The 22,721-nt window shown below is 63.7% G+C and carries 23 protein-coding genes; 5 read left to right on the top strand and 18 right to left on the bottom strand.

What is annotated here, in order from left to right:
* Positions 1–24: 24 nt before the first annotated feature.
* Positions 25–585, bottom strand: coding sequence for a 5-formyltetrahydrofolate cyclo-ligase (locus CKO11_RS07330; protein ID WP_223635456.1), 561 nt, complete (start codon positions 583–585; stop codon positions 25–27).
* Positions 582–1,961 (bottom strand): magnesium transporter, encoded by a 1,380-nt coding sequence (gene mgtE / locus CKO11_RS07335; protein ID WP_223635459.1) that lies wholly within the window; start codon positions 1,959–1,961, stop codon positions 582–584. The genes CKO11_RS07330 and mgtE overlap by 4 nt, the downstream gene beginning before the upstream one ends.
* A 128-nt stretch (positions 1,962–2,089) precedes the next feature.
* Here mgtE and guaD point away from each other — a divergent pair, with 128 nt between their 5' ends.
* Positions 2,090–3,376, top strand: coding sequence for a guanine deaminase (guaD, locus tag CKO11_RS07340; protein WP_223635462.1), 1,287 nt, complete (start codon positions 2,090–2,092; stop codon positions 3,374–3,376).
* A gap of 16 nt (positions 3,377–3,392) precedes the next feature.
* On the opposite strand, the gene CKO11_RS07345 is transcribed toward guaD, so the two are convergent.
* The 3 genes from CKO11_RS07345 to CKO11_RS07355 all read right to left on the bottom strand — a co-directional run bounded on the left by CKO11_RS07345 (position 3,393) and on the right by CKO11_RS07355 (position 6,028).
* On the bottom strand, positions 3,393–4,730 hold the full coding sequence (locus tag CKO11_RS07345; RefSeq protein WP_223635465.1) for an 8-oxoguanine deaminase: 1,338 nt from the start codon (positions 4,728–4,730) through the stop codon (positions 3,393–3,395).
* Between the two features lie 28 nt (positions 4,731–4,758).
* Positions 4,759–5,592, bottom strand: coding sequence for an inositol monophosphatase family protein (locus CKO11_RS07350; protein WP_223635468.1), 834 nt, complete (start codon positions 5,590–5,592; stop codon positions 4,759–4,761).
* A gap of 73 nt (positions 5,593–5,665) precedes the next feature.
* Positions 5,666–6,028: a helix-turn-helix domain-containing protein gene (locus CKO11_RS07355; RefSeq protein ID WP_223635479.1), complete on the bottom strand. Its 363-nt coding sequence runs from the start codon at positions 6,026–6,028 to the stop codon at positions 5,666–5,668.
* Positions 6,029–6,420: 392 nt separating this feature from the next.
* On the opposite strand from CKO11_RS07355, the gene CKO11_RS07360 reads away from it, so the two are divergent.
* The 3 genes from CKO11_RS07360 to CKO11_RS07370 all read left to right on the top strand — a co-directional run bounded on the left by CKO11_RS07360 (position 6,421) and on the right by CKO11_RS07370 (position 10,564).
* Positions 6,421–7,380, top strand: a complete 960-nt coding sequence (locus CKO11_RS07360; protein ID WP_223635482.1) for an NADPH:quinone oxidoreductase family protein — start codon at positions 6,421–6,423, stop codon at positions 7,378–7,380.
* A 133-nt stretch (positions 7,381–7,513) separates the two neighbouring features.
* Positions 7,514–8,233 (top strand): Bax inhibitor-1 family protein, encoded by a 720-nt coding sequence (locus CKO11_RS07365; protein ID WP_223635485.1) that lies wholly within the window; start codon positions 7,514–7,516, stop codon positions 8,231–8,233.
* A gap of 237 nt (positions 8,234–8,470) precedes the next feature.
* The gene (locus CKO11_RS07370) at positions 8,471–10,564 is read left to right on the top strand and encodes a sensor histidine kinase (RefSeq protein WP_223635488.1); all 2,094 of its coding nucleotides are present in this window, start codon (positions 8,471–8,473) and stop codon (positions 10,562–10,564) included.
* 2 nt (positions 10,565–10,566) lie between these two features.
* Here CKO11_RS07370 and CKO11_RS07375 read toward each other — a convergent pair whose 3' ends face one another.
* The 6 genes from CKO11_RS07375 to CKO11_RS07400 form a co-directional block, all read right to left on the bottom strand.
* Positions 10,567–11,748 carry an amidohydrolase gene (locus CKO11_RS07375; RefSeq protein ID WP_223635491.1) on the bottom strand — a complete coding sequence of 394 codons (1,182 nt, stop codon included), beginning with the start codon at positions 11,746–11,748 and terminating at the stop codon, positions 10,567–10,569.
* Between the two features lie 145 nt (positions 11,749–11,893).
* Positions 11,894–12,076: a hemin uptake protein HemP gene (gene hemP / locus CKO11_RS07380; RefSeq protein WP_223635494.1), complete on the bottom strand. Its 183-nt coding sequence runs from the start codon at positions 12,074–12,076 to the stop codon at positions 11,894–11,896.
* Positions 12,073–12,249 (bottom strand): hypothetical protein, encoded by a 177-nt coding sequence (locus CKO11_RS07385; RefSeq protein WP_223635497.1) that lies wholly within the window; start codon positions 12,247–12,249, stop codon positions 12,073–12,075. The genes hemP and CKO11_RS07385 overlap by 4 nt, the downstream gene beginning before the upstream one ends.
* Before the next feature lie 109 nt (positions 12,250–12,358).
* Positions 12,359–13,408, bottom strand: a complete 1,050-nt coding sequence (locus tag CKO11_RS07390) for an AI-2E family transporter (protein ID WP_223635500.1) — start codon at positions 13,406–13,408, stop codon at positions 12,359–12,361.
* Positions 13,409–13,417: 9 nt separating this feature from the next.
* Entirely contained in the window at positions 13,418–14,224 is an 807-nt protein-coding gene (locus CKO11_RS07395; protein ID WP_223635503.1) for a hypothetical protein, read from the bottom strand.
* Positions 14,225–14,305: 81 nt separating this feature from the next.
* Entirely contained in the window at positions 14,306–14,503 is a 198-nt protein-coding gene (locus tag CKO11_RS07400) for a PLDc N-terminal domain-containing protein (RefSeq protein ID WP_411741996.1), read from the bottom strand.
* 127 nt (positions 14,504–14,630) lie between these two features.
* Here CKO11_RS07400 and CKO11_RS07405 point away from each other — a divergent pair, with 127 nt between their 5' ends.
* Complete coding sequence (locus CKO11_RS07405) at positions 14,631–16,421, top strand: SLC13 family permease (protein WP_223635522.1); 1,791 nt, start codon at positions 14,631–14,633, stop codon at positions 16,419–16,421.
* Positions 16,422–16,496: 75 nt separating this feature from the next.
* On the opposite strand, the gene CKO11_RS07410 is transcribed toward CKO11_RS07405, so the two are convergent.
* The 7 genes from CKO11_RS07410 to CKO11_RS07440 form a co-directional block, all read right to left on the bottom strand.
* A complete protein-coding gene (locus tag CKO11_RS07410; protein WP_223635525.1) occupies positions 16,497–16,838 on the bottom strand; it encodes a zinc ribbon domain-containing protein YjdM in 342 nt (113 codons plus the stop codon).
* 88 nt (positions 16,839–16,926) lie between these two features.
* Positions 16,927–18,057, bottom strand: a complete 1,131-nt coding sequence (locus CKO11_RS07415; protein WP_223635528.1) for a patatin-like phospholipase family protein — start codon at positions 18,055–18,057, stop codon at positions 16,927–16,929.
* A gap of 194 nt (positions 18,058–18,251) precedes the next feature.
* The gene (gene ehuA / locus CKO11_RS07420) at positions 18,252–19,073 is read right to left on the bottom strand and encodes an ectoine/hydroxyectoine ABC transporter ATP-binding protein EhuA (protein WP_317851799.1); all 822 of its coding nucleotides are present in this window, start codon (positions 19,071–19,073) and stop codon (positions 18,252–18,254) included.
* Positions 19,070–19,741, bottom strand: a complete 672-nt coding sequence (ehuD, locus tag CKO11_RS07425) for an ectoine/hydroxyectoine ABC transporter permease subunit EhuD (protein ID WP_223635530.1) — start codon at positions 19,739–19,741, stop codon at positions 19,070–19,072. Before ehuD ends, ehuA begins: the two co-directional genes overlap by 4 nt.
* Before the next feature lie 3 nt (positions 19,742–19,744).
* Positions 19,745–20,410, bottom strand: a complete 666-nt coding sequence (gene ehuC, locus CKO11_RS07430; RefSeq protein ID WP_223635533.1) for an ectoine/hydroxyectoine ABC transporter permease subunit EhuC — start codon at positions 20,408–20,410, stop codon at positions 19,745–19,747.
* A gap of 62 nt (positions 20,411–20,472) precedes the next feature.
* Positions 20,473–21,318 (bottom strand): ectoine/hydroxyectoine ABC transporter substrate-binding protein EhuB, encoded by an 846-nt coding sequence (ehuB, locus tag CKO11_RS07435; RefSeq protein WP_223635536.1) that lies wholly within the window; start codon positions 21,316–21,318, stop codon positions 20,473–20,475.
* Between the two features lie 244 nt (positions 21,319–21,562).
* Entirely contained in the window at positions 21,563–22,606 is a 1,044-nt protein-coding gene (locus tag CKO11_RS07440) for an SAM-dependent methyltransferase (protein WP_223635539.1), read from the bottom strand.
* Positions 22,607–22,721: the final 115 nt, after the last annotated feature.

Raw genomic sequence — 22,721 nt, forward strand, 5'->3', positions numbered from 1 at the left:
AGGGCATTGGCGCAGATGGGCCAGCTAGCCGCCACGCGGCCAGATCGGGCCGTTTTCGGTCACGATCAAATCCAGCGGTTGGTCGGTCGGCTCAATCGGCACTTCGTCCAGTTCCTGCGCCGCAAAGGCAAAACCGATCGCCGTGGTTGGCCCTTTGGCGCGCAACGCCTCCAACGTGCGGTCATAAAAGCCCCCGCCATAGCCCAGCCGGTAGCCACGCCGATCAAAGGCGACAAGCGGCACGATCAGCACACGTGGGATCACCTGTGGCCCCTCTTGCGGAATGGCCGCACCATATTCGCCCTCGATAAGCGGGGTCGTCGCGGTCCATTTGCGGAAAATCAGCCCGCGCCCCGGCCCCAAAATCACCGGCACGCCAACCGGGCCGGAATGGCCTTCCATCACCCGACGCGGATCAATCTCTGTGCGGATCGGCATATATCCCGCCAGCGGCGCCGGGCCAAAACGCATCAGCGCCGACAGCAGGTGGTCACAGGCCGCGCCCTGCCCCGCGGCAAAGGCCGCCTTGCGCCGCGCAAAGGCCGTTTGGCGCGCCTGGGCCTTCCGTTCGATCAAATCCGTCACAACAACACCATTCCTGCCAGCGCCAAAAAGGCGAAAAAGCCCACCACATCGGTCACCGTAGTAACAAATGTGCCCGAGGCAAGCGCCGGGTCCGCGCCCAGCCGTTCCAGCGCCAAAGGCACGGCGATCCCGGCCAAGGCCGCAACAAAGAGGTTGATCACCATCGCCACGCCGATCACCAGACCCAGTTCTGGCGTGCCAAACCACACCCAAGCCACCGCGCCCATCACCACGGCGAACACCGCCCCATTGGCAAAGCCCACCAAAGCCTCGCGTCGGACCACGCGCCAGACGTTGCTTTCGGTCAGGCTTTTGGTGGCCAGCGCGCGCACCGCAACGGTCAGCGTTTGCGTGCCCGCATTGCCCCCCATCGACGCGACAATGGGCATCAGCACCGCCAAAGCCACCAGCCGTTCAATCGTGCCCTCAAACAGCGCAATCACCGCCGAAGCCAAGATCGCGGTCAAAAGGTTCACCATAAGCCACGGCAGCCGCTGGCGCACCGTTTCGGGCACGCTGTCGGAGATCGAGCTTTCATCGCCCACACCGGCCAGACGCAGAATGTCTTCTTCGTGTTCTTCATCCAGCACGTTCATCGCGTCATCGATGGTGATCACGCCCACCAGACGGTCATCATCATCCACGACGGGCGCGGAAATCAGGTGGTATTGGTTGAAGGCATAGGCGACATCCGCCTCTTCCTGGCGTGCCCAAATCGTGCGGAAACTGTCTTCGACCAGCGTATTGAGCGCCACATCGCGCTTTGAGGCCAAGATCTTGCCCAAGGTGACATAGCCGACCGGGTGGTGAAACGGATCGACCAGCACCACATGGTAAAACTGATCGGGCAGCCAGTCTTCGGCGCGCAGGAAATCGATCGCCTCGCCCACCGTCCAATGCTCGGGCGCGGTCACCACCTCGCGCTGCATCAAACGGCCTGCCGAATATTCGGGCCAATTCAGCGATTGCTCGACCGCCGCGCGGTCACTTTCATCCAGGGCGTCAAGAATCGCTTCTTGCTGCGGCTCTTCCAGATCCTCGATCAGATCGACCACGTCATCCGAATCGAGTTCGCGCACCGCATCTGCCAGAACCTCTGCCGGCAGATGTTCCAGCACGTCTTCGCGAATCGATTCGTCGATTTCCGACAGGATTTCCCCGTCGAATTCGGCCCCGTAAAGCTTGAGGATATCGCGCCGCTCGCCCGAGCCCACCTGTTCCAGAAGGTCGGCGATATCGGCAGCATGTAACGGTTCAAGAAGCGAGGTCAGCAGCGGCGCATCCGCACGCTCGGTCGCGTCAAGCACCTGTTCGACCAGATCGCCCGACAGCGCGTAATCCTCTTCGAATTCCTCCTCGGCCCGTTCTTGTGCCATTGCGCCCCCTGCTTTGCGTCGACCGAAGCCGGTTTGGGGCACCTTAGCCCAGCCCCTTGCGACACAAAAGCCGAGATTGGCAAAGCGAAAGGGGCGGCCTAGCATGGGGAAAAAGGAAAGGGCGGGCGATGGTCGAGCTGATCTTGGGGCAGGTTTTGTGGTTCGCCGGGGATGCCATGGCCGAGGGCCAAAGCGCCGCGCGCCATGAACCGCACGGCGCGGTCGCGCTTGAGGGCGGGCGGATCGCGGCCGTAGGCCCGGCGGCAGACTTGCGCGCGCGCTATCCAGCCGCCCCGGTGACCGATATGGGCGACAGGCTTTTATCGGCGGGCTTCATTGATGCCCATGTGCATTACCCGCAAACCGCCATCATCGCGAGCTGGGGCAAACGGCTGATTGATTGGCTCAACAGCTACACTTTCCCAGAGGAAATGCGCTTTGCCGATCCGGCCTATGCAGCGGTAGTGGCGGGGACCTATTTCGATCTGGCGCTGGCGCATGGCACCACCTCCATGTGCAGCTATGCCACGATCCACCCCGCCTCGGTCGAGGCGTTCTTTGCCGAGGCGCAAGCGCGGGGGCTGCGCGCGCTCACAGGCCGCACCTGCATGGACCGTGACACCGCGCCCGAGGGGCTACGCGATACCGCGCAAGCGGCCTATGATGAAAGCAAAGCGCTTTTGGAGCATTGGCACGGGCGGGATCGGCTGTCTTATGTCATCACGCCCCGGTTTTCGCCCACCTCCACCCCCGATCAGCTTTTGGCCTTGGGCAGCCTGTGGGCCGAGCACCCCGATTGCCTGATGCAAACGCATCTGAGCGAACAGGTCGATGAAATTGCTTGGGTGAAAAGCCTGTATCCGCAGGCGCGCGACTACCTAGACACCTATGAAACCTTTGGCCTTTTGGGCGAAAATGGCGTTTACGGCCATGCCATCCACCTTGAGCCGCGCGAAGTGGCCCGGCTGCGCGAAGTAGGCGCGGGGCTCGCCCATTGCCCCACCTCGAATACCTTTATCGGCTCGGGCCTTTTTGATACGGCGGGGCTTGCGGGCGCGGGGCTGCGCGTCGGGCTTGCCACCGATACCGGCGGCGGCTCGAACTTTTCCATGCTGCGCACGATGGCGGCGGCTTATGAGGTCGCGCAACTGCGTGGCGTGGCGCTGCACCCGGCGCAGCTTTGGTATTTGGCCACCACCGGCGCGGCGCGGCTTTTGCGGATCGAGGACAGGGTTGGCAACCTTGCCCCCGGCATGGAAGCCGATCTGATTGCGCTTGATCTGGCCTCGACGCCCGTCATCGCGCAACGCGTGGCGCGGGCCGAGGATTTCTGGGAAAACCTCTTCCCCACCATCATGATGGGTGATGACCGGGCGATTGCGGCGGTTTGGGTGGCCGGGGAACGGCGGGTCTGATCCGAAAGCGCGGCGATCAATGCGCCAGTTGCCGCGCCAAGGCATTGTGACGTTCGATCACACGCGGCAGATTGATCGTGGTGATCTGGCCCTCTGCCACGACCTGACGCCCTTCGACAAAGAGATGCTTCACCCGCGTGGGACCAGACAGCAGTAGCGCCGCGACCGGGTCCCACGCCCCTGCGGCCTCTAACCCCGACACATCCCAAATCGCGATATCGGCGCGTTTGCCGCGCTCTAGGCTGCCCAAATCGGGCCGCCCCAACACCTGCGCCCCGCCCAAAGTGGCGATTTCCAACGCTTCACGCACCGACATGGCATCGGCGCCGTTTTGCACGCGCTGCAACAGCATGGCCATGCGCGCCTCGGCGATCAGATTGCCCGCATCGTTGCTGGCCGAGCCATCGACGCCCAGCGCCACCTTTACCCCCGCGTCACGCATCGCGCGCACCGGCGCGATGCCCGAACCAAGGCGGCAGTTTGAACAGGGGCAATGCGCCACCCCGGTGAGCGAACGGGCAAAAAGTGCGATCTCCTCGTGCGAAAGTTTCACGCAATGCGCGTGCCAGACATCGGCCCCCGTCCACCCCAAATCCTCGGCATATTGGCCGGGGCGACACCCGAAGTGATGCAGGCTATAGGCGATGTCTTCGTCATTTTCGGCCAGATGGGTGTGCAGCATCACCCCCTTGTCGCGCGCCAGCAGCGCCGCATCGCGCATCAATTCGCGGCTGACCGAAAACGGCGAGCACGGCGCCACGCCCACCCGCACCATCGCGCCATCGCGCGGGTCGTGATGCGCGTCAATGACGCGAAGACAGTCTTCCAAAATGGCGTCTTCACGTTCCACCAAGCTGTCAGGCGGCAGCCCGCCCGCGCTTTCGCCAATGCTCATCGCGCCGCGCGTCGGGTGAAAACGCAGACCAATATCCGCAGCGGCAGCGATCGTATCATCGAGCCGCGCCCCGTTGGGATACAGATAGAGGTGATCGGAGCTGAGCGTGCAGCCCGACAGCGCAAGCTCTGCCAGCCCTGTCAGCGCCGAGATATGCATCTCTTCCGGCCCCATCCGCGCCCAGATCGGGTAAAGCGTTTTGAGCCAGCCGAACAAAAGCGCATCCTGCCCGCCCGGCACCGCGCGGGTCAGCGTTTGATAAAGATGGTGATGGGTGTTGATGAAACCGGGCGTGACCACGCAGCCCTTGGCCAAAACCACTTGGCCCGCGCTGGTAAGCCCCTGCCCTACGGCGGCAATCACCCCGCCCCGGATCAGCACATCGGCGCCCCTCAACTCGCGCCGGGTGCCATCCATCGTCACCACGACCTCGGCGCCTTGGATCAAAACCTCACGCATCGTGGTCTCCTTGATCTCGGCGCACGGGTCAGCCCTGCAAAACCGCCATGGCCGCGGCATGAATTTCGGCATTGGCGGCAGCCAAGACCCGACCGCCTTCATAAGCGGGCCCGCCCGCCCAATCGGTCACGATCCCGCCGGCTGCCTCGATCACCGCAATCGGCGCGGCGACGTCATAAGGTTGCAATCCCGCCTCGACGACCAGATCGATCTGCCCCGCGGCCAAAAGCGCATAGGCATAACAATCCATCCCGTAGCGGGTCAGCTTCACCTGTTTGGCAAGCTGCGCGAAGGCCGCGCCCTCTTCTTCTGTGCCCACTTCCGGAAAGGTCGAAAACAGAACCGCTTGCGAAAGAGCCCCCGCTGCCGCGCCGCCCGCCCGCGCGCGCAGAGCGGCTTGCCCCATCGGTCCGGTAACCCGCGCGGTGCCAAAGCCGCCCACGAAGCGTTCTCCGATATAGGGTTGATCGATCACCCCCATCAGCGGCACGCCGGGTTTGCTGTCGCCTTCCTCGGACAGCGCGATCAACACGCCCCAAGTGGGGGTGCCCGACAAATAGCCCCGTGTGCCGTCAATCGGGTCAAGCACCCATGTCAGCCCGGACTGGCCCCGCTGCACGCCATGTTCCTCGCCCCAGATCCCGTCTTGCGGGCGCCGTTGCGCCAAAATCGCACGCATCGCTTCTTCGGCGGCGCGATCGGCCACAGTGACCGGGTCGAACCCCGCCGCCAGCTTGTTTTCCGCCGCGATCCCGCCCACCGGGCGGAAATGCGCGAGCGTGGTGCGGCGCGCCGCATCGGCCAAAGCCTCTGCCGTGGTCAACAGCTCTGCCTGCTCGGCGTCGTTCAAGGTCGGGGGCATCGCAGGCTCCGCATAAAACAAGAAAGGGGAGCGATGACGCTCCCCGTTCTTAAAACCTCTCGACCGCAGCGGATCAAGCCACGTTCGAAAGCACTTTCGCCAGTTCGAACAGACGGCGACGCTGTTCTTCGGGAATCGCGTAATACGAGCGCACCAGTGCGAGCGCTTCTTTGTCAGAAAAAAGATCGCCCTCACGCCGCTGGCCTTCTGGCTCGTCCCCCGACAGACCCTCGAAGAAGAACGACACCGGCACGTCAAGCGCGTCAGCAATATCCCACAGACGCGAAGCGGAAACACGGTTCATCCCAGTTTCATACTTCTGGATCTGCTGGAACTTAATGCCGACCTTGTCGGCGAGTTGTTGTTGAGTAACACCGACCATCCAACGACGATGACGGATACGTTTGCCAACATGGACATCAACCGGATGTTTCATTCCATACTTCCCCGGAACTAACTGCACGGACCACCGTAGCACGCTGCAAAAAGGGACTTCGGCAACAAAGAGGCGAAACTGCCCAAAAAGATAGGTCGAGACACCCCAAAGATGCTTCGCGATGTCACATTTCTTTCCAAAGCGTTTTCTAACAGCCGCGACGGGAGCCCGCGAAAGCGCTTTCTCCCGCAAGATGTGTCGCATTTTGCATTTCATTCTGCAACTAACCCAGCGTCAATGCCCCGATGCTCGCCCTGGTTGATTCGGCGCGCCACGACCCGCCTGAGCTATTGGAACGCTGCGCGGACGCGACGCAAAGACCATGCCGCACAGAGACTGGCCCGCCCGCGCCCAAGCCGCTATCGTGCCCCAAAGGAAATCAACGGATCACGATGCGCGCTTACGAAGTCACCGACCACACCGCCGCCCCGCACTTTGTCGACCGCCCCCTGCCCGCGCCCGGACCGGGGCAACTGGCCGTCGAGATTGCCGCCTGCGGGCTCAACTTCGCCGACCTGTTGATGATCGAAGGTAAGTATCAAGACACGCCGCCCACGCCTTTCGTTTTGGGGCTGGAGGCCGCCGGCACCGTCACCGCGGCGGGGCCGGGCACCCGGCTGGCCCCGGGCACTCGGGTCGCGATCTATGCAGGGCAAGGCGGTCTGGCCGAGGCGGGGCTTTTTGAAGAAGCGCGCTGCACCGTGCTGCCAGAGACAATAGATTTCGAAACCGCCGCCGCGTTTCAAATCGCCTACGGCACCTCTCATCTGGCGCTGACCCAGCGCGGGCGGCTTGCCGCAGGTGAAACGCTTGTGGTCTTGGGCGCGGCGGGCGGCGTTGGGCTGACGGCGGTCGAAATCGGCGCGCGCATGGGCGCGCGGGTCATTGCCGTGGCGCGCGGGCCCGAAAAATGCGCTGTGGCGAAAGACGCCGGCGCGGCCGAAGTGGTGGATGCCGAAACCCCCGATTTGAAAGCCGCGCTCAAAAAACTGGGCGGGGCCGATGTCGTTTATGATGCGGTGGGCGGCGATCTGGGCACAGCGGGATTTGGTGCGCTTAAACCCGGCGGGCGTTTTTTGGTGATCGGCTTTGCAGGCGGCGCGCAGCCCCATCTCAAGCTGAACCACGCCCTTGTGAAGAACCTCGAAATCCACGGGCTTTATTGGGGCGGCTATCTCAACCTTGACCCTGCAGCCTTGCATCGTTCGATGCGCGCGCTTTTTGCGTTGGCCGCCGATGGCAGCCTAAAGCCCCATATTTCCGCCACTTTCCCGCTCGATCAGGTGGCGGACGCGCTGGAGATGCTGCGCACGCGCCGCTCTACCGGAAAGATTGTCGTCACGATGCGGTGACGGCTTCACCAAGGTTGGGAAAATCCGCACCAAAAACTGGGGCAAACTTCTTGAAACCTTTCCCTGCCTTTCCCAAATGATACCCTGAAGCGGTGCCGGACAAGCACCGCCACGCTCTTCAAGGAGGCACTCGATGGCTGATTACAACACCATGCGCGCCCAGTCGGTCGCGGGCTCTGCTGCCCGCATCGACGAAGGTCTGCGCACCCATATGAATAAGGTCTACGGGCTGATGTCCGTGGCGATGCTGATCACCGGCGCGGTCGCTTTTGGCGTCGGCACCAATGACCAACTCGTTGCGGCGATCTTCGGCACGCCGATCAAATGGGTGGTGATGCTGGCGCCGCTGGCGATTGTCTTTGGCTTCGGCGCGATGATCCACAAGATGTCGACGCAAACCGCGCAGATGGTCTTTTTGGGCTATTCGGCGCTGATGGGGCTGTCGATCAGCTTCATCTTCAAAGCCTATACCGGCGTTTCCATCGCCCAGACCTTCTTGGTCACCGCGATCGCCTTCGCCTCGCTGTCGCTTTACGGCTATACGACGAAGCGCAACCTGTCGGCGATGGGCTCGTTCCTGATGATGGGTGTGGTCGGGCTGATCATCGCCTCGATCCTGAACATCTTCATCGCCTCGAGCGCGCTGCAATTCGCGATCTCGGTGCTGGGTGTGCTGATCTTTGCCGGTCTGACCGCTTATGACACGCAAAACATCAAAAACACCTATCTGCAACTTGCCCAGTCGGATGCCGACTTCCTTGGCAAAGCCGCGATCATCGGCGCGCTGCAGCTCTACCTCGACTTCCTGAACTTGTTCATGTTCTTGCTGCAGTTCCTGGGCAATCGCGAATAACAGCGGTTCTCGCAGCATCCTCCGGAAAGCCCCGTGCCCGTCGCGGGGCTTTTTCTTTACCCGCTTTTCGTTTGCCCAAAGGTGCGCGCCACAACGCACGGCGCCACCGCGCAGCCCCCGCTTCGAACAAATGCGGCATTTTCCCCCCTGCCGGTGTCCATACTTTAGCGACTCTTTCGTGTTAGCCCTCACAAAGATAACAGAAACTGGCGTGGGGACGCGAAGGGAATGGGTGTGATGGCTGGCAAGCCAAAGGCTGCGGCGTCCGTGCCGTTGAAGACATGGCTTTGGCGCGCCTATGTCCGCGCCGCGCTCGTGCCGCTTTTGCTGATCGAGCTTGGCTTCTTGTCAATCTACTGGGCCACCAGTCAGGTCGTTTACGAACGGTCTTCCGCCGCAGTGACCCAGATTTCAACCGACAGCCTGCGCGATGCCGCCGCCCGCGAAGCCAATATCATCGCACATCGCCTTGAAACGATTTCCGCCCTGACCAAGGTCTATGGCGACGAAACCGGGCGCGCCCTTGCCACCCCGGCCACGGTCTCTGCCGCCGAGAAGGCACGCCATGCGATGACCGACGAGGGGGCCTTTGTCACCACCACCGACAATGGCGGATCGGCGGTCTTTTATTCCGGCGTCGTGCCCGTGGGCACCGCCGAAAAGGAAAAGGTCTGGCGCACCGTGCGGCTTGACCCGCTGATGCGCTCAATCCAGCAGGCCGATCCGCTGATCGCGCAGATCTACCTCAACACATGGGACAGCTATAACCGCATCTATCCATGGTTCGACGTGCGCGAGGTCTATGCGCCGAAGATGGATATCCCGAGCTACAATTTTTATTACGAGGCCGATGCCGCCCATAACCCCGGACGCGGTCCGGTCTGGACCGATGCCTATGTCGATCCGGCGGGTGGCGGCTGGATGGTGTCCTCCATCGCGCCGGTCTATGGCCCCGAAAAGCTAGAGGCCGTGGTCGGCATTGACGTGACGATTGGCACGATCGTGGATCGGGTGCTTGATATTGCGCTGCCCGGCGAAGGCTATGCGATGCTTGTGGGGCGCGACGGCACCATTTTGGCGCTGCCGCCCGAGGGCGAGGCCGATCTGGAACTGACCGAACTGGTCGGCCACAGCTATGAAGACGCGATCTTGGAAGACACGTTCAAGCCCGCCGAATTTAATATTTTCGCGCGGGCCATGCTGTCGGATCTGGCGCAAGACATGCAAGGCAGCGCGCAAGGGGTCGGGCGGATCATGCTGGATCAGCCGATGATCGCGGCTTGGTCCACCGTGGCCGGGCCGGATTGGCAATTGCTGGTCTTGGCACATGAAGAGAGCATCTTGGCCGAGGCGACGTCACTGCGCAGCCAACTCGCCTTTGTCAGCGAGACCATGGTCGGCATTCTGGTCGTGTTCTACGCGGTCTTCTTTGCAATCTTGTGGCGCCGGGCCAACAGCATGAGCGCGCGGGTCGCGCGCCCGCTGGACGAGATTGAAACCCGCATGGCCGTGATTGCCGAGGGCGGCACGCTTGAGGGGGCCGGGCGATCCGAAATTGCCGAATTGCAGCGTGTGGCGGATCATCTGGTGCGGCTGGGCGACCAGTTGGATACCGCGAACCGGGCGAAATCGCATTTCCTTTCTGCCATGAGCCATGAATTGCGCACCCCGCTGACCGCGATCATCGGCTATGCCGATCTGCTTGAAGGGTCTGAGGGGCAAAAGCTGGATGGCGAGCGGCTCGCGCAGGTGCATGCGATTGCACGCGCGGGTTGGACGCTGGTGCGGCTGGTTGACATGGTGCTCGATCTGAGCCGCTTGGAGCGGCAAGATATGCGCCTGTCGAGCACGCCGCGCGATGTGCTGCCGATCGTCGAAACCGCGCTGCAAACGATTGCCCCAGAGGCCGCGCGGATGGGGCTGGATCTGCGGATCGAGGCGCCCGAACCGGCCACCGTGCTGCCCAAGGTGGCCTGCGACGGCGAAACGCTGGCGCGCATCCTCGACCAAATCCTGTCCAATGCGGTGAAATACAATGTGCTGGGCGGCTCGGTGGTGATCCGGCTGGACCGTGACGAAGAGGATCATCTGACCATTGCGGTCACCGATAGCGGCGTGGGCATTGCGCCCGAACATCGCGAAAGGGTGTTCGAGGCATTCCAACGGCTTGGCCATGAAAACAGCGCCATCGACGGGGCTGGGATCGGGCTTGCACTTGCGCGCCGCTTTGCCGAGATGACCGGCTGCGAATTGACCTTTGAAAGCACCCCCGGCGCGGGCACGACCTTCACCTTGCGGATGCCCGTGGCACCGGCCTCTGCCCCGGGCTGAGCCTAATAAAGCTGGGCCCAGAGCGCTTCGGTGAAAAGCCGCACCCCCGGTGCGATCAGCGCGTCGGGGAAGTCGTAATCGGGCGCATGCAGCGGCGGGCAGGCCTCGCCCGCGCCCAACAGCAGCATGGCGGCGGGGCAAAGCGCCGAAAACCGCCCGAAATCTTCCGAGGCGCGCATCGGCAGATCCAGATCGGTGGGCGGCACCTTGGCCGCCTGCATCGCCCGGGTGAAAACCGCCACCGCCTCGGGCGCGTTTTCGACATGGGCAAAGACATCGTGCCAGTCCTGCGTGACGGCAAGCCCCTGTGCGGCAGCGGCCTGCATCACCAAAGCCTCGACCCGCGCCACAAGCCGCGCCATGCCCGCATCGGTGCGGGTGCGCAAAGTGGCCCAAAGTTCGGCCTGTCCCGGTGCGATGCCAAAACTTGGCGCGCCAAGGCTGGCATGGGTCACCGTGACACGCGCGAATTCCGCGTCTTCCGGCCCCTGCCCTGCGCCCAGCGCGGGCAGCTCGGCGATCAGCCGCGCCAGAACCGGGCCGGGCGACAGGCCAAGTTCGGGCTGCGCCGCATGGGCGGTGCGCCCCGACAGCACCAGTTTGATCCCGCGCGAGGCGCAATGGGCCACGCCCGGGCGCACCACCGCCGCGCCCAGCGGCAGGCCCGGGTAATTGTGCAACGCCAGCGCCAGATCGGGGCGCAGCGGCGCAAAGCGTGGATCGGCGATCACCGCCGCCGCGCCCGCGCCGGTTTCCTCGGCCGGTTGGAACAACAACACCGCCCGCCCGCGCTGGGGCCGATGCGCCCCCAGCCAGCGTGCCACGCCCAGCACAATCGCCATATGTCCGTCATGGCCGCAAAGATGCCCCCGCCCCGGATGGCGCGAACGATGCGCAACCGCGCCGGTTTCATGGATCGGCAGCCCATCCAGTTCGCAGCGGATCAGCACCGTGGGCCCCGTTGCCGCGCCAGTGTAAACGGCCGCCAGCCCCTGCCCGCCCAGCCCGGTCACAATCTCATCGGGATCGGTCGGCGCCAGTGCCGCCGCGACGCGCTGCGCCGTCTTCCCCTCTTGGCCAGAGAGTTCGGGCTGCGCATGCATGTCCTGACGCCAAGCGGTCAGCTCACGCAGGTCTTGCGCATCTGGAAAGTTGGCGGATATCGGGGCGGCATCGGTCTTCATTGGGGCGTCTCCTAAAGCGCCGCAAATCTAACAGCCCCGCGCCCCCGCCAACAGGCCCCGCAACAGGCCCCAGCGCATCGGCATAAAAAAAGGGGCCGGAAAACCGGCCCCCAAGTCAGCGATGAGACGCGATCCTGGCGGGGGATTACTTCGTCAGGATCAGCTTTCCCTGCCGTGTGATACGCAAGGTATAGATTTGTCCGTCGAGACCGATCTGCGCCAAGTTGCCGCCCCCGGTCAGATCGCGCGCATCATGGGCGGGCAGATCGGGCGCCGCAGCCGGGCGGACGGGATGGGCCGAAGCCCCAAGGGGAAGCTGCACCGTCATCTTTGCCCCTCCACCCGGTCCAGCAAGGCCTCAAGCCCGGCCCCGGCCATCGGCGCGGGCAGGATGTCCTTGCACAAAGCGGAAATCAGATCGGTCAAGCCGAACGGTTCGAAAGCGGCCAATTCCGGCGCCATCTGCGGTGCCGTATCCGGAAAGGGGGAAACAGGGGTCATCATAGGCTCCTCGTTCACTGCCCCTATAACCTGATTGATTCACTCGGGTATGTAAAGCCTATTTTTACACTCAACTATATTTTGCCCGCGCAAGCCTATTCTGCGCCCCCTAGCCGACGACGGGGGCCTCGGTCGGTCGGGGCACAACGGTCGCCCCGTTTTGCACCACCACGCCCCACAAGATCAGCGGGATCGCCACGATCCCCCCGATCGCCCCCCAAAGCCACAGGCCGAACAACAGCGCCACAAAGACCACCAAGGGATTGAGCGCCATCCGACGCCCCACCAGCGCGGGGGTCACGAATTGGCCCTCAAGCGTGATCAGCCCCGCATAGGCCAGCATCGGAAACAGCGCCGCCGCCCCATCGAAAGCCGCGATCCCCGCCAGCAAAAGCGCCACCGCCGTGACCGCAGGCCCCAGATAGACCACGTAATTGAGCAAGAAGGCCACGATCCCCCAAGACAGCGCGCCGGGCAGGCCCAAAAGATGCAGCGCCCCCGCCGTCGCGAGGCCCAGCCCGAAATTGATCAGCGTGATGGTCAGGAAATAGCGCGACACCATCTGTTCGGCATGGCGCAGCCGCAAGGCCAGTTCGCCGCGCCCGGCGGGGCTGGCGAGGCGGCGCGCGGCCCAGTCATAGATATCGTTGCGGCTGAGCAGGAAAAAGAACAGCGTGCCGACGAAGGTCAGCACCTGCGCGGCAATCGCAGGCGCAATCATCAGCGCGCCCCCCACGGTGGGCATGGCGACCACATCGGGCGCAACCGGCGCCGCACCGGGCTGGGCCTCGGTGCCCTCGACCGCGTTTGACACTTCGCGGGTGGCTTCGACCACGCCATTGATCAGATCATGGAACGCCGCCAGCATCGCTTGGCTGTCGGCCCAGACCTTCGGCGCCTGATCCACCAGATCGCTGGCCAAGGGCTGCACCAAAAGCCCCAGCGTCCCCAGAAAGGACAGGGTCAAAATCACGCTGAGCGCCGCGCCAACGGCCGCGCTGAGGCGCAGCCTTTCCCACAGCCGCGACACGGGCGACAGCACAACCCCCAAAACCAGCGCAAGCGCCATCGGCGCGGCCAGATCGCGCACGGCGGACAGCGCCGCGACGGTTGCGATGATCCCCAAAACGATCAACGAAAGCTGCGCGGCGCGCTCCATCACGGTGCCTTAGGCCCCGGTCGTGTCTTTGGGCGCAGCCGCTTCCGGCGCGCTCTTGTCGGGGGCCGGGGCCGACGGATCGGGCGTGGCGATCGGCGCGCCCTCTTGCACCGAGGGGGCATCGGCCGCGGTGCTCTCAGACGCTTTGCGCGCAGCACGGCGCAGCGCGCCTTCGGCGGCCTCTAGCGCTTCGTCCAGACTGTCAGCAAAGCTTGCGCTGCCCTCTTGTGCGGCCTCGCCTGCCTTGCGGGCAAGGCTTTGCGCGCCCTTCCGGGCCCGTGCCGCCTCTCGCGCCACGGCACTTGATACCATCTCGACGGTTTCTTCGGCCGCGTCGGCAAAGTCATTGGCCCGCGCGCGGGCAGCGGCGCGTTTTTCCTCTAACTCTTCCCAGTTGCGCTGGCGCGCCCGGGCGATCCGGTCGGCCGTTTCATTGCCCAGATCGGCCAGACCTTCGCGGAAAGCCTCCGCCAGACCGCGCGCCATTGTGGCGGCAACCTCGGCCTTGGCCTCGGCGGTGGCGCGGCCTTCTTCGTAAAGGTGCAGCAGGCGTTCGCGCGCGGCGGTGCGCGCCGCCTCGGCCCGCTCCACCCAATCTTCTGGCGCCGGATCGCCAGCCAGATCGTCGGGCTCGACCACACGGCCGCCATCATCTTCCCAGCGCGCCATGGTTTCGGGGCGCGGCGGTTCGGTCGCGGCAGCGGGTTTGCCGCGCAAAAGCGCCACCGCCCCAAGGGCAAGCCCGGCGGTCATCCACGCAAGCGGGATCAACACGTCACGGGCGCGGGTCTGGCGATCGAAAGGGGCTTGGCTCATCGCGGGCTCCTGTGGCTGGGGATCAGGTAAATCTGGGCCGCCGGGATCGCCCGGCAAGCCCCATGGGCGCAAAGCGCGACATCAAGCGGTGCTGGTCGAAGACCGCGGCCCCGCAAACAGCCAGATCAAGAAGCCGATCAGTGGCAAGAACAGGATCAACAGCGTCCAGATCACCTTCTGGCCGGTGCTGACCGACGCGCCCAGAACGGAAATCAGCGCCCAAAGATCCAGCACCAATAGCAAAAGGCCCCCAAGGCCGGTCAGATTGAACATATCCATCTTCACTCTCCCTCGCTGCGGATTGCAGGGTCAACGCGCGGGGCCTGCGTTTGGTTCCACCCACATATATCTTTGCGCTTGCCACGCGCTTTGGGCAGGGTTGGGAAACGCCAACCAAGGAGAAAGCATGAGCGCCGAAATCACCGCCGCGCAGATGACCCTGTTTGCCATTTTTGCAGGCGTCGTCGCGCTGATGGTGCAAGGACGGCTGCGCCATGACATCGTTGCCTTTGCCGGGCTGATTGCCGGGGTTTTGGCGGGCGTGGTCCCGGCCGAGGGGGCCTTTGCGGGCTTTGGCCATCCGGCGGTGATGACGGTGGCGCTGGTGCTTTTGGTCTCGGCGGGGTTGACGCGCACGGGGGCGGTGAATGCGCTGGCGCGGCTGTTGTCGAATGCCGAACTGCCGGTGTCGCTGCATCTGTTGCGGCTCGGCGCGGTGGGCGCGGCGCTCTCCACGCTGATGAACAATGTCACTGCGCTTGCGCTTTTGATGCCGGTCGATGTGGCCACCGCGCGCAAGGCCGGACGCGGCGCGGGGCTGACGCTGATGGCGCTGGCCTTTGCCACCATTTTGGGCGGCATGGTCACGCTGATCGGCACACCGCCGAACCTGATTGTTTCAGGCTTTCGGGCCGAAGAAACCGGCCAAGCCTTTGGCTTTTTGGATTTTGCCTGGGCGGGCGGGCCGGTGGCGCTGGCGGGTCTGCTGTATGTCGCGCTGATCGGCTGGCGGTTTTTGCCCGCACGGGCCGAGGGCGATATTTCTGCCGAGGCCGAGGCGATGGTGCGCGATTACGTCACCGAACTCGTGGTGCCGGAAAAAGCGCGCGCGCTTGATATGACCCGCACCGAATTGCGCAGCGCCTGCGAGGCGCTGGATTGCACGCTTTTGGCGCTCAAACGCCGGGGCCGCCGCCTGCATGGCCCGGCGCGCGGCGTCACGGTGGAAACCGGCGATACGCTGGTGGTGGAAGCCAGCCCGACCCGGCTGGAAGAATTGCGGGTGGAACTGGGGCTTGCCTATCCCGATGGGTCCGCCGAGGACGCGCCGCGTATCGCGGGCACCGGCGAGGCGATGATCGAGGTGGTGGCGGGGCGATCCAGCCGCCTGTTGGGGCGCACCGCGCGGCAAGCCCGGCTGGCAAGCGAGCATGACTGCGTGGTTTTGGGGATCTTGCGGCAAGGCCGTACGATCCGCGACAGGCTGCGCGATACGAAATTCCGCGAAGGCGATATCGTGCTGCTTTTGGTGCCTGAAGACCGAGCCGAGGCCATTGTGGCGGCGCTGCGCGTTTTGCCGCTGGATGGCCGCGAGGTGGTGATGAAGGAAAGCCGCGCCGCTTTCGCCGTCGGGCTGTTCTTGCTGGCGATTGGCGCAACCAGCCTTGGCTTCTTGGCGATGCCGGTGGCGCTTGGCGTTGTAGTGGTGGGCTATGTGCTCTTTGACGTGCTCAACATCGAAGAACTGTATGACGCGATCGATTGGCCAGTGATCGTGCTTTTGGCGGCGCTGATCCCCTTGGGCGCGGCGATGGATACGACCGGAGCCTCGGCCTTGGTGGCCGGATGGCTGGCGGCGGCGACCGCAGGGCTGCCCGCTTGGGTTGCGGTGGCCGTTTTGATGGCGGTGACGATGCTGGTCTCTGATGTGCTGAACAACAATGCCACAGCGATTTTGGCCGTGCCGGTGGGGTTGCGGCTGGCCGAAACCACGGCCACCAACCCTGATACCTATCTGATGGCGGTGGCGCTGGGGGCCTCTTGCGCGTTTTTGACGCCCATCGGGCACCAAAACAACACGCTGGTGATGGGGCCCGGCGGCTATCGCTTTTCCGATTACTGGCGGCTGGGCGTCCCGGTCGAGGTGATTGCCATGGGGGTGGGCCTGCCCGCGATCTTGATGGCATGGCCGCTTTAACGGCTGCCGTCTTGGGGCGGGCCCGGTCCGGGGGATCACCCGGACCTATCCGGCTTCAAAGCAAAGAGGCCCCGGTTATTCCGAGACCTTTTTCACAAATTGCGATTTCAGCCCCATCTGGCCGATACCGGGCACTTTGCAATCGATGTCGTGATCGCCATCTACCAACCGGATGCCGCGCACCTTGGTGCCGACCTTGACCACCGTGGACGAGCCCTTGACCTTTAGATCCTTGATGACGGTGACGGTATCACCATCGGCCAGCACATTGCCCACCGCATCGCGCACGACAGCCTCGCCCGCGCCTTCGGCATCGGGGGACCATTCATGCCCGCATTCGGGGCAGACCAACAGGGCATCCGCTTCATAGGTATAGGCGGAGTTGCATTCGGGGCACGGCGGCAGGGTGTCACTCATGCCGTTGCCTTAGCGCGAGGCGCGCGCCCATGCCAGAAAAACATCGTCGCAGCCCATGGCTCCAGCCCTTTGCGCAGGCTCGCCCGTCTTAGCCCAGCGCATAGGCCGGATAGGGCCAGATTGCGGGCATGATATGCCCTTCGGTCAATTCAGGGGTGTGGCGGCGCACCGCCGCATCGGTCAATGCATAGCCGAAATTGATCAGCATGCCCTTTTCGCGGTCGGTGAAATGGTTCAGACGCGTGCGCAGCCGCGCCAGCCCGCGCGTTACCTGCGGGTTGCAGGGCAGGCAATCCTCCAGCCCATAATGCGCGATCTGCGTTTCCAGCCCCCAATAGGTGCCCGACCGCGCCTGCCCGTTTTCGGCGGTTTCGGCGCTGAATTGATCGATCAGCCAGCGCTTGCGCAAGGCGCGCGACTGGTCGGCGGCAATCGCATATGAGCGCATCGCCTGAGACAGCCAATCGCGCCCGGGTTTTGGGTCTGGCTGGAAATGCGCCCCCGCGTCAGAAACCAAAACCGTCTTGCAGCGTTTCCAGACGGTCTCTAGCCCAAGGTTGTCATAAATGCCGCCATCGGCCAGCCGGATCTGCTGCGTATAGGCGGGGGTGTTGTTCAGATCGGCCCCCTCCACCGCCGCGAAAGGCCCCGGATGGCGCAAGGTCACGGGCGAGAAAAAGGGCGGCAAAGCCGAAGAGGCCGCGACCGCGCGCGCCATCGGCACAAGCGGCGCCGGCAAAAGCCCGATCCGCCAATCGCCCATATAGCGCTTGGAAAAGCGGAAATTGCGCCCGGTCTGCATATTGGTCGCGTTGAAGATGAACACCGGATGATCGGGCAGCCCATCCAAGCTTTTGGTCATCAGACCCTTGGCATAGGCCTCTTCCAGCATTTCCCCGGCCGAAGAAAACGGATTGGCCGCCGCCTTCAAAATGGCCGGAAGATCGATCGAACGGTCGCAGAATGCGCGGATCGGATCGCCCACCAGCCGCTCAAAGGTCGCCACATCCGGGTCGGCGGCCAACGCGCCCCAGACCTCGGCCAGCCGCCCGGCGACGATCGCACCCCCCGATACAGAGGAAATCCGGTCAAGCTTGGTCAGAATGCCCAGCTCGGTCAAGCGGCGCAGCGCGCCGAGGTGAAACAACGCCGCCCGGAACCCGCTGCCCGAAAGGGCAAGCCCGATCCCGTCGTGCAATCCTTCCCGTCCAAATGGCATGATCTACCCCCCTGAGGTCGGTGATGCGCCCACAAAAGCGGGGCGCAGAGACTCGTATTCAGTGGTCTTGGCAGTTGTCTTGGCTTGCGCTGGCAGCGCAAAGGGCTGCCGGGTTCAGTAAACGCTGCCCCGGCAGCCCCTGTCCAGCCCGCCCCCCGGTGGCACCCTGCGGCAAGCGCGCGCAGGGGTGGGCCTTAATCGGCGGATTTCACCGCGCTGAGGAATTGCTGGGTGCGCTCTTTTTGCGGGTTGGAGAACAGATCCGCCGGCGCGCCCTGTTCCTCGATCCGGCCATCGTAAAAGAAGCACACCCGGTCCGAGATATCGGCGGCAAAGCCCATCTGGTGGGTGACCATCATGATCGTCAGCCGGTATTTTTCGACCAGCTTTTTGATAACGCCGGTCACCTCGCCGATCACCTCGGGGTCCAGCGCCGAGGTCACCTCGTCCAGCAACAGCACCTTGGGGCGCATCGCCAGCGCCCGCGCGATCGCCACGCGCTGCTGCTGACCGCCCGACAGCCGCGCGGGGTGTTCATCGCGCTTGTCGATCATGCCCACCATTTCCAGCAGATCCTCGGCGCGTTCGCGGGCGGCTTGCTTGGACATACCCAGCACCTGCACCGGCCCTTCCATGCAATTGCCCAGCGCCGTCATATGCGGAAACAGGTTGAAGTGCTGAAAGCACATACCGATCTGTTCGCGCCCGGCGCGCAGATGCCGGGGGGTGGCCGGCACCAGCATGCCACCGCGGTCCATATGGCTAAGCGGTTGGCCATCGACATAGATCACGCCGCCTTGGATCGTTTCCAGCATCAGCATCCGCAACACCGTGGTCTTGCCCGAGCCCGAGGGCCCGATGATCGAGACCATCTCGCCCTCGGCCACATCAAGGTTCAGCCCATCCAGCACCACCAGATCGCCGTAACGCTTGGTGACATTGCGAAACGACACCATTGGCCGGTCGGGGCCCTCAAGCTTCAACGGATAGTGCGACAGGTCATGCAGGTCTTTCATCGGATCATCCCCAGTTTGCGCCGCACCCAAGTTTCAAACAGCCGCACCAGCCCCGCGGCGGGCAGCGAGATCATCAAGAAGATCACCCCCACCATCGTGATCGGTTCCAAAAAGCGGTAATGTTCGGAGCCGATGGCATTGGCGGTGTGCATCAATTCGGCCACCCCGATCACCGACAGCATCGGCGTGTCTTTGAAAATGCCGACAAGGTAATTGCCCATCCCCGCCAGCGCGGGCGGCAGCGCCTGCGGGATGATGATGCGCGCATAGGTATCGCGGGTCGACAGGCTGAGCGCGGTGCAAGCCTCCCATTGGCCCTTGGGCACGCTTTCAATACCGCCACGATAAACCTCGGACAGGTAGGCCGCGTAATGCAGCCCGATGGCAATCATCCCCGCCGTCCACGGGCTGAGCCGCAGCCCGAATTGCGGCCCGACATAGAAAACAAAGAAGATTTGCAGCACCAAGGGGGTAGAGCGGATGAACTCCACCGCCTCGCGCACCACGGCGGTCAGCGCCCGGATCGGTGTGCGCTGCGCCAGCGCCAGTACAAGGCCCAGCACCACCGCAATCGCATAGCCCGCCCCCGCCGCCATCAGCGTGTTAAGCGTGGCCCACAACAGGCGCGGCAAAATTTCAAAGGCAAAATCCCATTTCCAATCGAACATGCCTTACGCCCTCCCGATGCGGCGAGCCATCACCCGCTCTAGCCAGCGCATGAAGGGCGTCACGATCAGCCGCGCGAAGATGTAATAGATGATCAACGCGGTGCCGAAGGCTTGGGCCGACAAGAAGGTGGACCCATTGATCTGCTTGGCTTCGAACATCAAATCCGCAACCGAGATCAGCGACACCAGCGCCGTACCCTTGAGCAGTTCGATCAACAGGTTGCCCCAAGGCGGCAGCATGTTCACCAAGGCTTGCGGCAAGATGATCCGCCACATCCGTTTTGCGGGCGACAGCGACAGCGCATAGGCTGCCTCCCACTGACCGCGCGGCACCGATTGGATGCCGCCGCGCACCAGTTCCGCCCCATAGGCGCCTAGGTTCATGCCCACCGCCACGAAACCGGCGGTGAATTTTTCAAGCGTCAGCCCAAAGAGCGGCAGCACGAAAAAGATCCAGTAAAGCTGAACCAGCAGCGAGGTGCCGCGAAAAATCTCGATATAGATCACCGCCGGGGTGCGGATCAGCCGATTGTGCGACAGCTTCATCAGCCCGGCGATCAGCGCAATCGCGATGGCCAACACGGTGGCGCAAAGAAACTGCGCGGCGGTCATCAACGTGCCGTCAAGCAGGCGCGGGCCATAGTCGCGCAGGAAATCAAGGTATGACATGCGGAAGAACCGCTCCGATTGCGGGCCCCGGGCAGGGCAGACCGGCCCGGGGCTTGTTCAGATCAGCGGTTGGCGCAGACCCATTCGGTCGTTTTGTCGTCGGGCAGCGCGCCTTCGCCATAGCCATATTCGGCCACCGCGGCCATCATCGCCTCAGAGCCCAGATAATCTTTCTGGGCCGCGTTGAAGGCCTCTAGGAAATCGCGATCCTCTTCGCGAAAGCCGATGCCAACCCAATTCGCGCCATCGACAGGCTGCTTGGTCACATCAGACAGTTCCACCGCGCCATCCGATTCTTGCACCAGATTTTGCGCGGTGAAATAGGTCACTGCGCCTGCATCGGCGCGCCCCGCCTTCACCGCCGCCAAAATCTCGGTCGGGCCGGGCACTTCCATGATGTGATCGTCGGGCACACCGGCGGCCTTGGCCACTTTGATCGAATTGTAGCCCGCCCCGGTCACCACCACCGCGTCGGCCGCGGCAATGTCATCCATGTTGTTCAGCCCCTTGGGGTTGCCCGGCATCACGATCAGCGCATCGTTGACCTTGGCCATCGGCTCGGAAAAGGCGACGTTCTCGCAGCGTTCCTTAAGGATATACATCCCGCCGGTGATGACATCGAACCGGCTGGCCTTCAGCCCGGGGATCAGCCCGCCCCATTCGGTCACCACGGGCTGGATGTCGTCATAGCCCATCTCCCCCAGAACGCCGAGCACATAGGCATTGACGAAGCCAAGCGGCTCTTTGTCCTCTCCCGGATAGGCCCAGGGCACTTCATTGGCGAAACCGATCCGAATGGGCTCGCCCGCTTCGATGCGATCCATCAGCGGGCCCGACAGCGCCGTGGTGGCCCCCAGCCCCAGCGCAACCGCAGCCATACCCAGCGATTTGAGGAATTTCGTTGTCATGCGTCATCTCCCGGTTTGGTCCGTTGTGACGAAAGCCTCTGACCTCCGACATTGCGGGGCGATCCAAGCATCGCCCCCTCGGGGGGTCAACCGCCGCAGGGCACGATTTCGTGAGATTTCTTAATAATTTAACGTTTAAATTCAATATCTTAAAGAAAAGCAGGCATGCATATTAGGCGCGGACGCGGGGCCCTTCCCCGTCCGTTTTTGCTCCACTCCAAAGGCCGGGCGCAGGCTGCCCCGTTCAGGCCTTTGGCTTGCGGAAATGCTGGATGCCCCAGGCCAGCTGACCGGCATCGGCCGCCTTGACCCAAGTTTCCAGCCCTGTCGCCATCCGGTCGAGCCAGTCGGCCGAAGCACCTTCGGTCAACAGCATCGCGTGATGGTCCCAAAGCGCATCGCGCACGCGGGCATAGGTGGTGCGCAAATGGCCCGTCATGTCGTCCTGTGCCAGACAGGTAAAACCAATCGCCTCGGCGGTGGCGCGGTAAAAACCGGGACTGCCCAGCGAATCGAGGTTCAGCCGGTCGTACACCGCTTGCAGCGCCGACGGATCTGCACCATCGACCTGCATCGGATCGGTGAAGATCAGATCTCCACCCGGACGCAGCACCCGCCACGCTTCGCGCAAGACCGCATAACGGCGATCCGAATGCAAAAAGGCGTCTTGGCTCCAGACCACATCGAACTGCCCATCGGGGGCAGGCACATCCTCAAACATCCCGTGGCGCACGGTGATCAGGCTTTGCAGCCCCGCCTCTTCGATTTTGCACAGATTGCGCGCGTTTTGGCGGCGCGACAAATTCAGGCAGGTGGCGCGGCACCCGGTGCGGCCCACCACCATGCGCATCGCCCCGCCATAGCCTGCGCCCATATCGAGCACCTGCGCCGTAGGGCCAAGCTGGGGCAGCCGCGCCAACATCGCCGCGATCGTGTTGTCCGAGGCGGTGCGGATATCGTCGGTGCCGTCAAAAATCCCGATATGCAAATCCTCGCCGCCCCACAGATGGGCATAGAAGGTCTCTGCCTCGAGGCTGTCGTAATAGCTTTCGGTGCGCGCCTGTGCGGCGGGCAGTGACATACCAGCGGCCCCCGCCCCCCCAGATGCGGCACGTGACGCGGCACAGCCGGTGCTGGCAACGGCCCCCGGCGCGCGCTCGACATGGGGCGCATCAAGGCGGGCTGCGTCCTTTTCGCCATGGCGTGGCTGGGGCTGCGCGCGTGCGGACACCGAGGCGCGGCCCGTGGCACGGGCGCGCTTGGCCATATCTGCCGTGGTCTCGGTCATTCTCCCCTCCCCTCGGGGCCACGCCGGCAACACCATAAGCTCACGATGCCCCGGGGGTGCCATCAGACACCATCGGACGCGGCCGGATCTTCATTCGTTGTCGTGACTGCCCCCC

Source organism: Rhodobacter sp. TJ_12, from assembly GCF_020023995.1.
In the GTDB taxonomy this organism is placed as follows: domain Bacteria; phylum Pseudomonadota; class Alphaproteobacteria; order Rhodobacterales; family Rhodobacteraceae; genus Rhodobacter.

Coding starts and splice junctions, on each gene's coding strand:
- mgtE (WP_223635459.1), bottom strand. CDS start 1,961: ATGGCACAAGAACGGGCCGAGGAGGAATTCGAAGAGGATTACGCGCTG.
- guaD (WP_223635462.1), top strand. CDS start 2,090: ATGGTCGAGCTGATCTTGGGGCAGGTTTTGTGGTTCGCCGGGGATGCC.
- CKO11_RS07390 (WP_223635500.1), bottom strand. CDS start 13,408: ATGGAGCGCGCCGCGCAGCTTTCGTTGATCGTTTTGGGGATCATCGCA.
- ehuB (WP_223635536.1), bottom strand. CDS start 21,318: ATGACAACGAAATTCCTCAAATCGCTGGGTATGGCTGCGGTTGCGCTG.
- CKO11_RS07440 (WP_223635539.1), bottom strand. CDS start 22,606: ATGACCGAGACCACGGCAGATATGGCCAAGCGCGCCCGTGCCACGGGC.
- CKO11_RS07355 (WP_223635479.1), bottom strand. CDS start 6,028: ATGAAACATCCGGTTGATGTCCATGTTGGCAAACGTATCCGTCATCGT.
- CKO11_RS07360 (WP_223635482.1), top strand. CDS start 6,421: ATGCGCGCTTACGAAGTCACCGACCACACCGCCGCCCCGCACTTTGTC.
- CKO11_RS07400 (WP_411741996.1), bottom strand. CDS start 14,503: ATGGATATGTTCAATCTGACCGGCCTTGGGGGCCTTTTGCTATTGGTG.
- CKO11_RS07370 (WP_223635488.1), top strand. CDS start 8,471: ATGGCTGGCAAGCCAAAGGCTGCGGCGTCCGTGCCGTTGAAGACATGG.
- ehuC (WP_223635533.1), bottom strand. CDS start 20,410: ATGTCATACCTTGATTTCCTGCGCGACTATGGCCCGCGCCTGCTTGAC.
- CKO11_RS07385 (WP_223635497.1), bottom strand. CDS start 12,249: ATGACCCCTGTTTCCCCCTTTCCGGATACGGCACCGCAGATGGCGCCG.
- CKO11_RS07410 (WP_223635525.1), bottom strand. CDS start 16,838: ATGAGTGACACCCTGCCGCCGTGCCCCGAATGCAACTCCGCCTATACC.
- CKO11_RS07350 (WP_223635468.1), bottom strand. CDS start 5,592: ATGCCCCCGACCTTGAACGACGCCGAGCAGGCAGAGCTGTTGACCACG.
- CKO11_RS07345 (WP_223635465.1), bottom strand. CDS start 4,730: ATGCGTGAGGTTTTGATCCAAGGCGCCGAGGTCGTGGTGACGATGGAT.
- CKO11_RS07415 (WP_223635528.1), bottom strand. CDS start 18,057: ATGCCATTTGGACGGGAAGGATTGCACGACGGGATCGGGCTTGCCCTT.
- CKO11_RS07375 (WP_223635491.1), bottom strand. CDS start 11,748: ATGAAGACCGATGCCGCCCCGATATCCGCCAACTTTCCAGATGCGCAA.
- hemP (WP_223635494.1), bottom strand. CDS start 12,076: ATGACGGTGCAGCTTCCCCTTGGGGCTTCGGCCCATCCCGTCCGCCCG.
- CKO11_RS07365 (WP_223635485.1), top strand. CDS start 7,514: ATGGCTGATTACAACACCATGCGCGCCCAGTCGGTCGCGGGCTCTGCT.
- ehuA (WP_317851799.1), bottom strand. CDS start 19,073: ATGAAAGACCTGCATGACCTGTCGCACTATCCGTTGAAGCTTGAGGGC.
- ehuD (WP_223635530.1), bottom strand. CDS start 19,741: ATGTTCGATTGGAAATGGGATTTTGCCTTTGAAATTTTGCCGCGCCTG.
- CKO11_RS07395 (WP_223635503.1), bottom strand. CDS start 14,224: ATGAGCCAAGCCCCTTTCGATCGCCAGACCCGCGCCCGTGACGTGTTG.
- CKO11_RS07405 (WP_223635522.1), top strand. CDS start 14,631: ATGAGCGCCGAAATCACCGCCGCGCAGATGACCCTGTTTGCCATTTTT.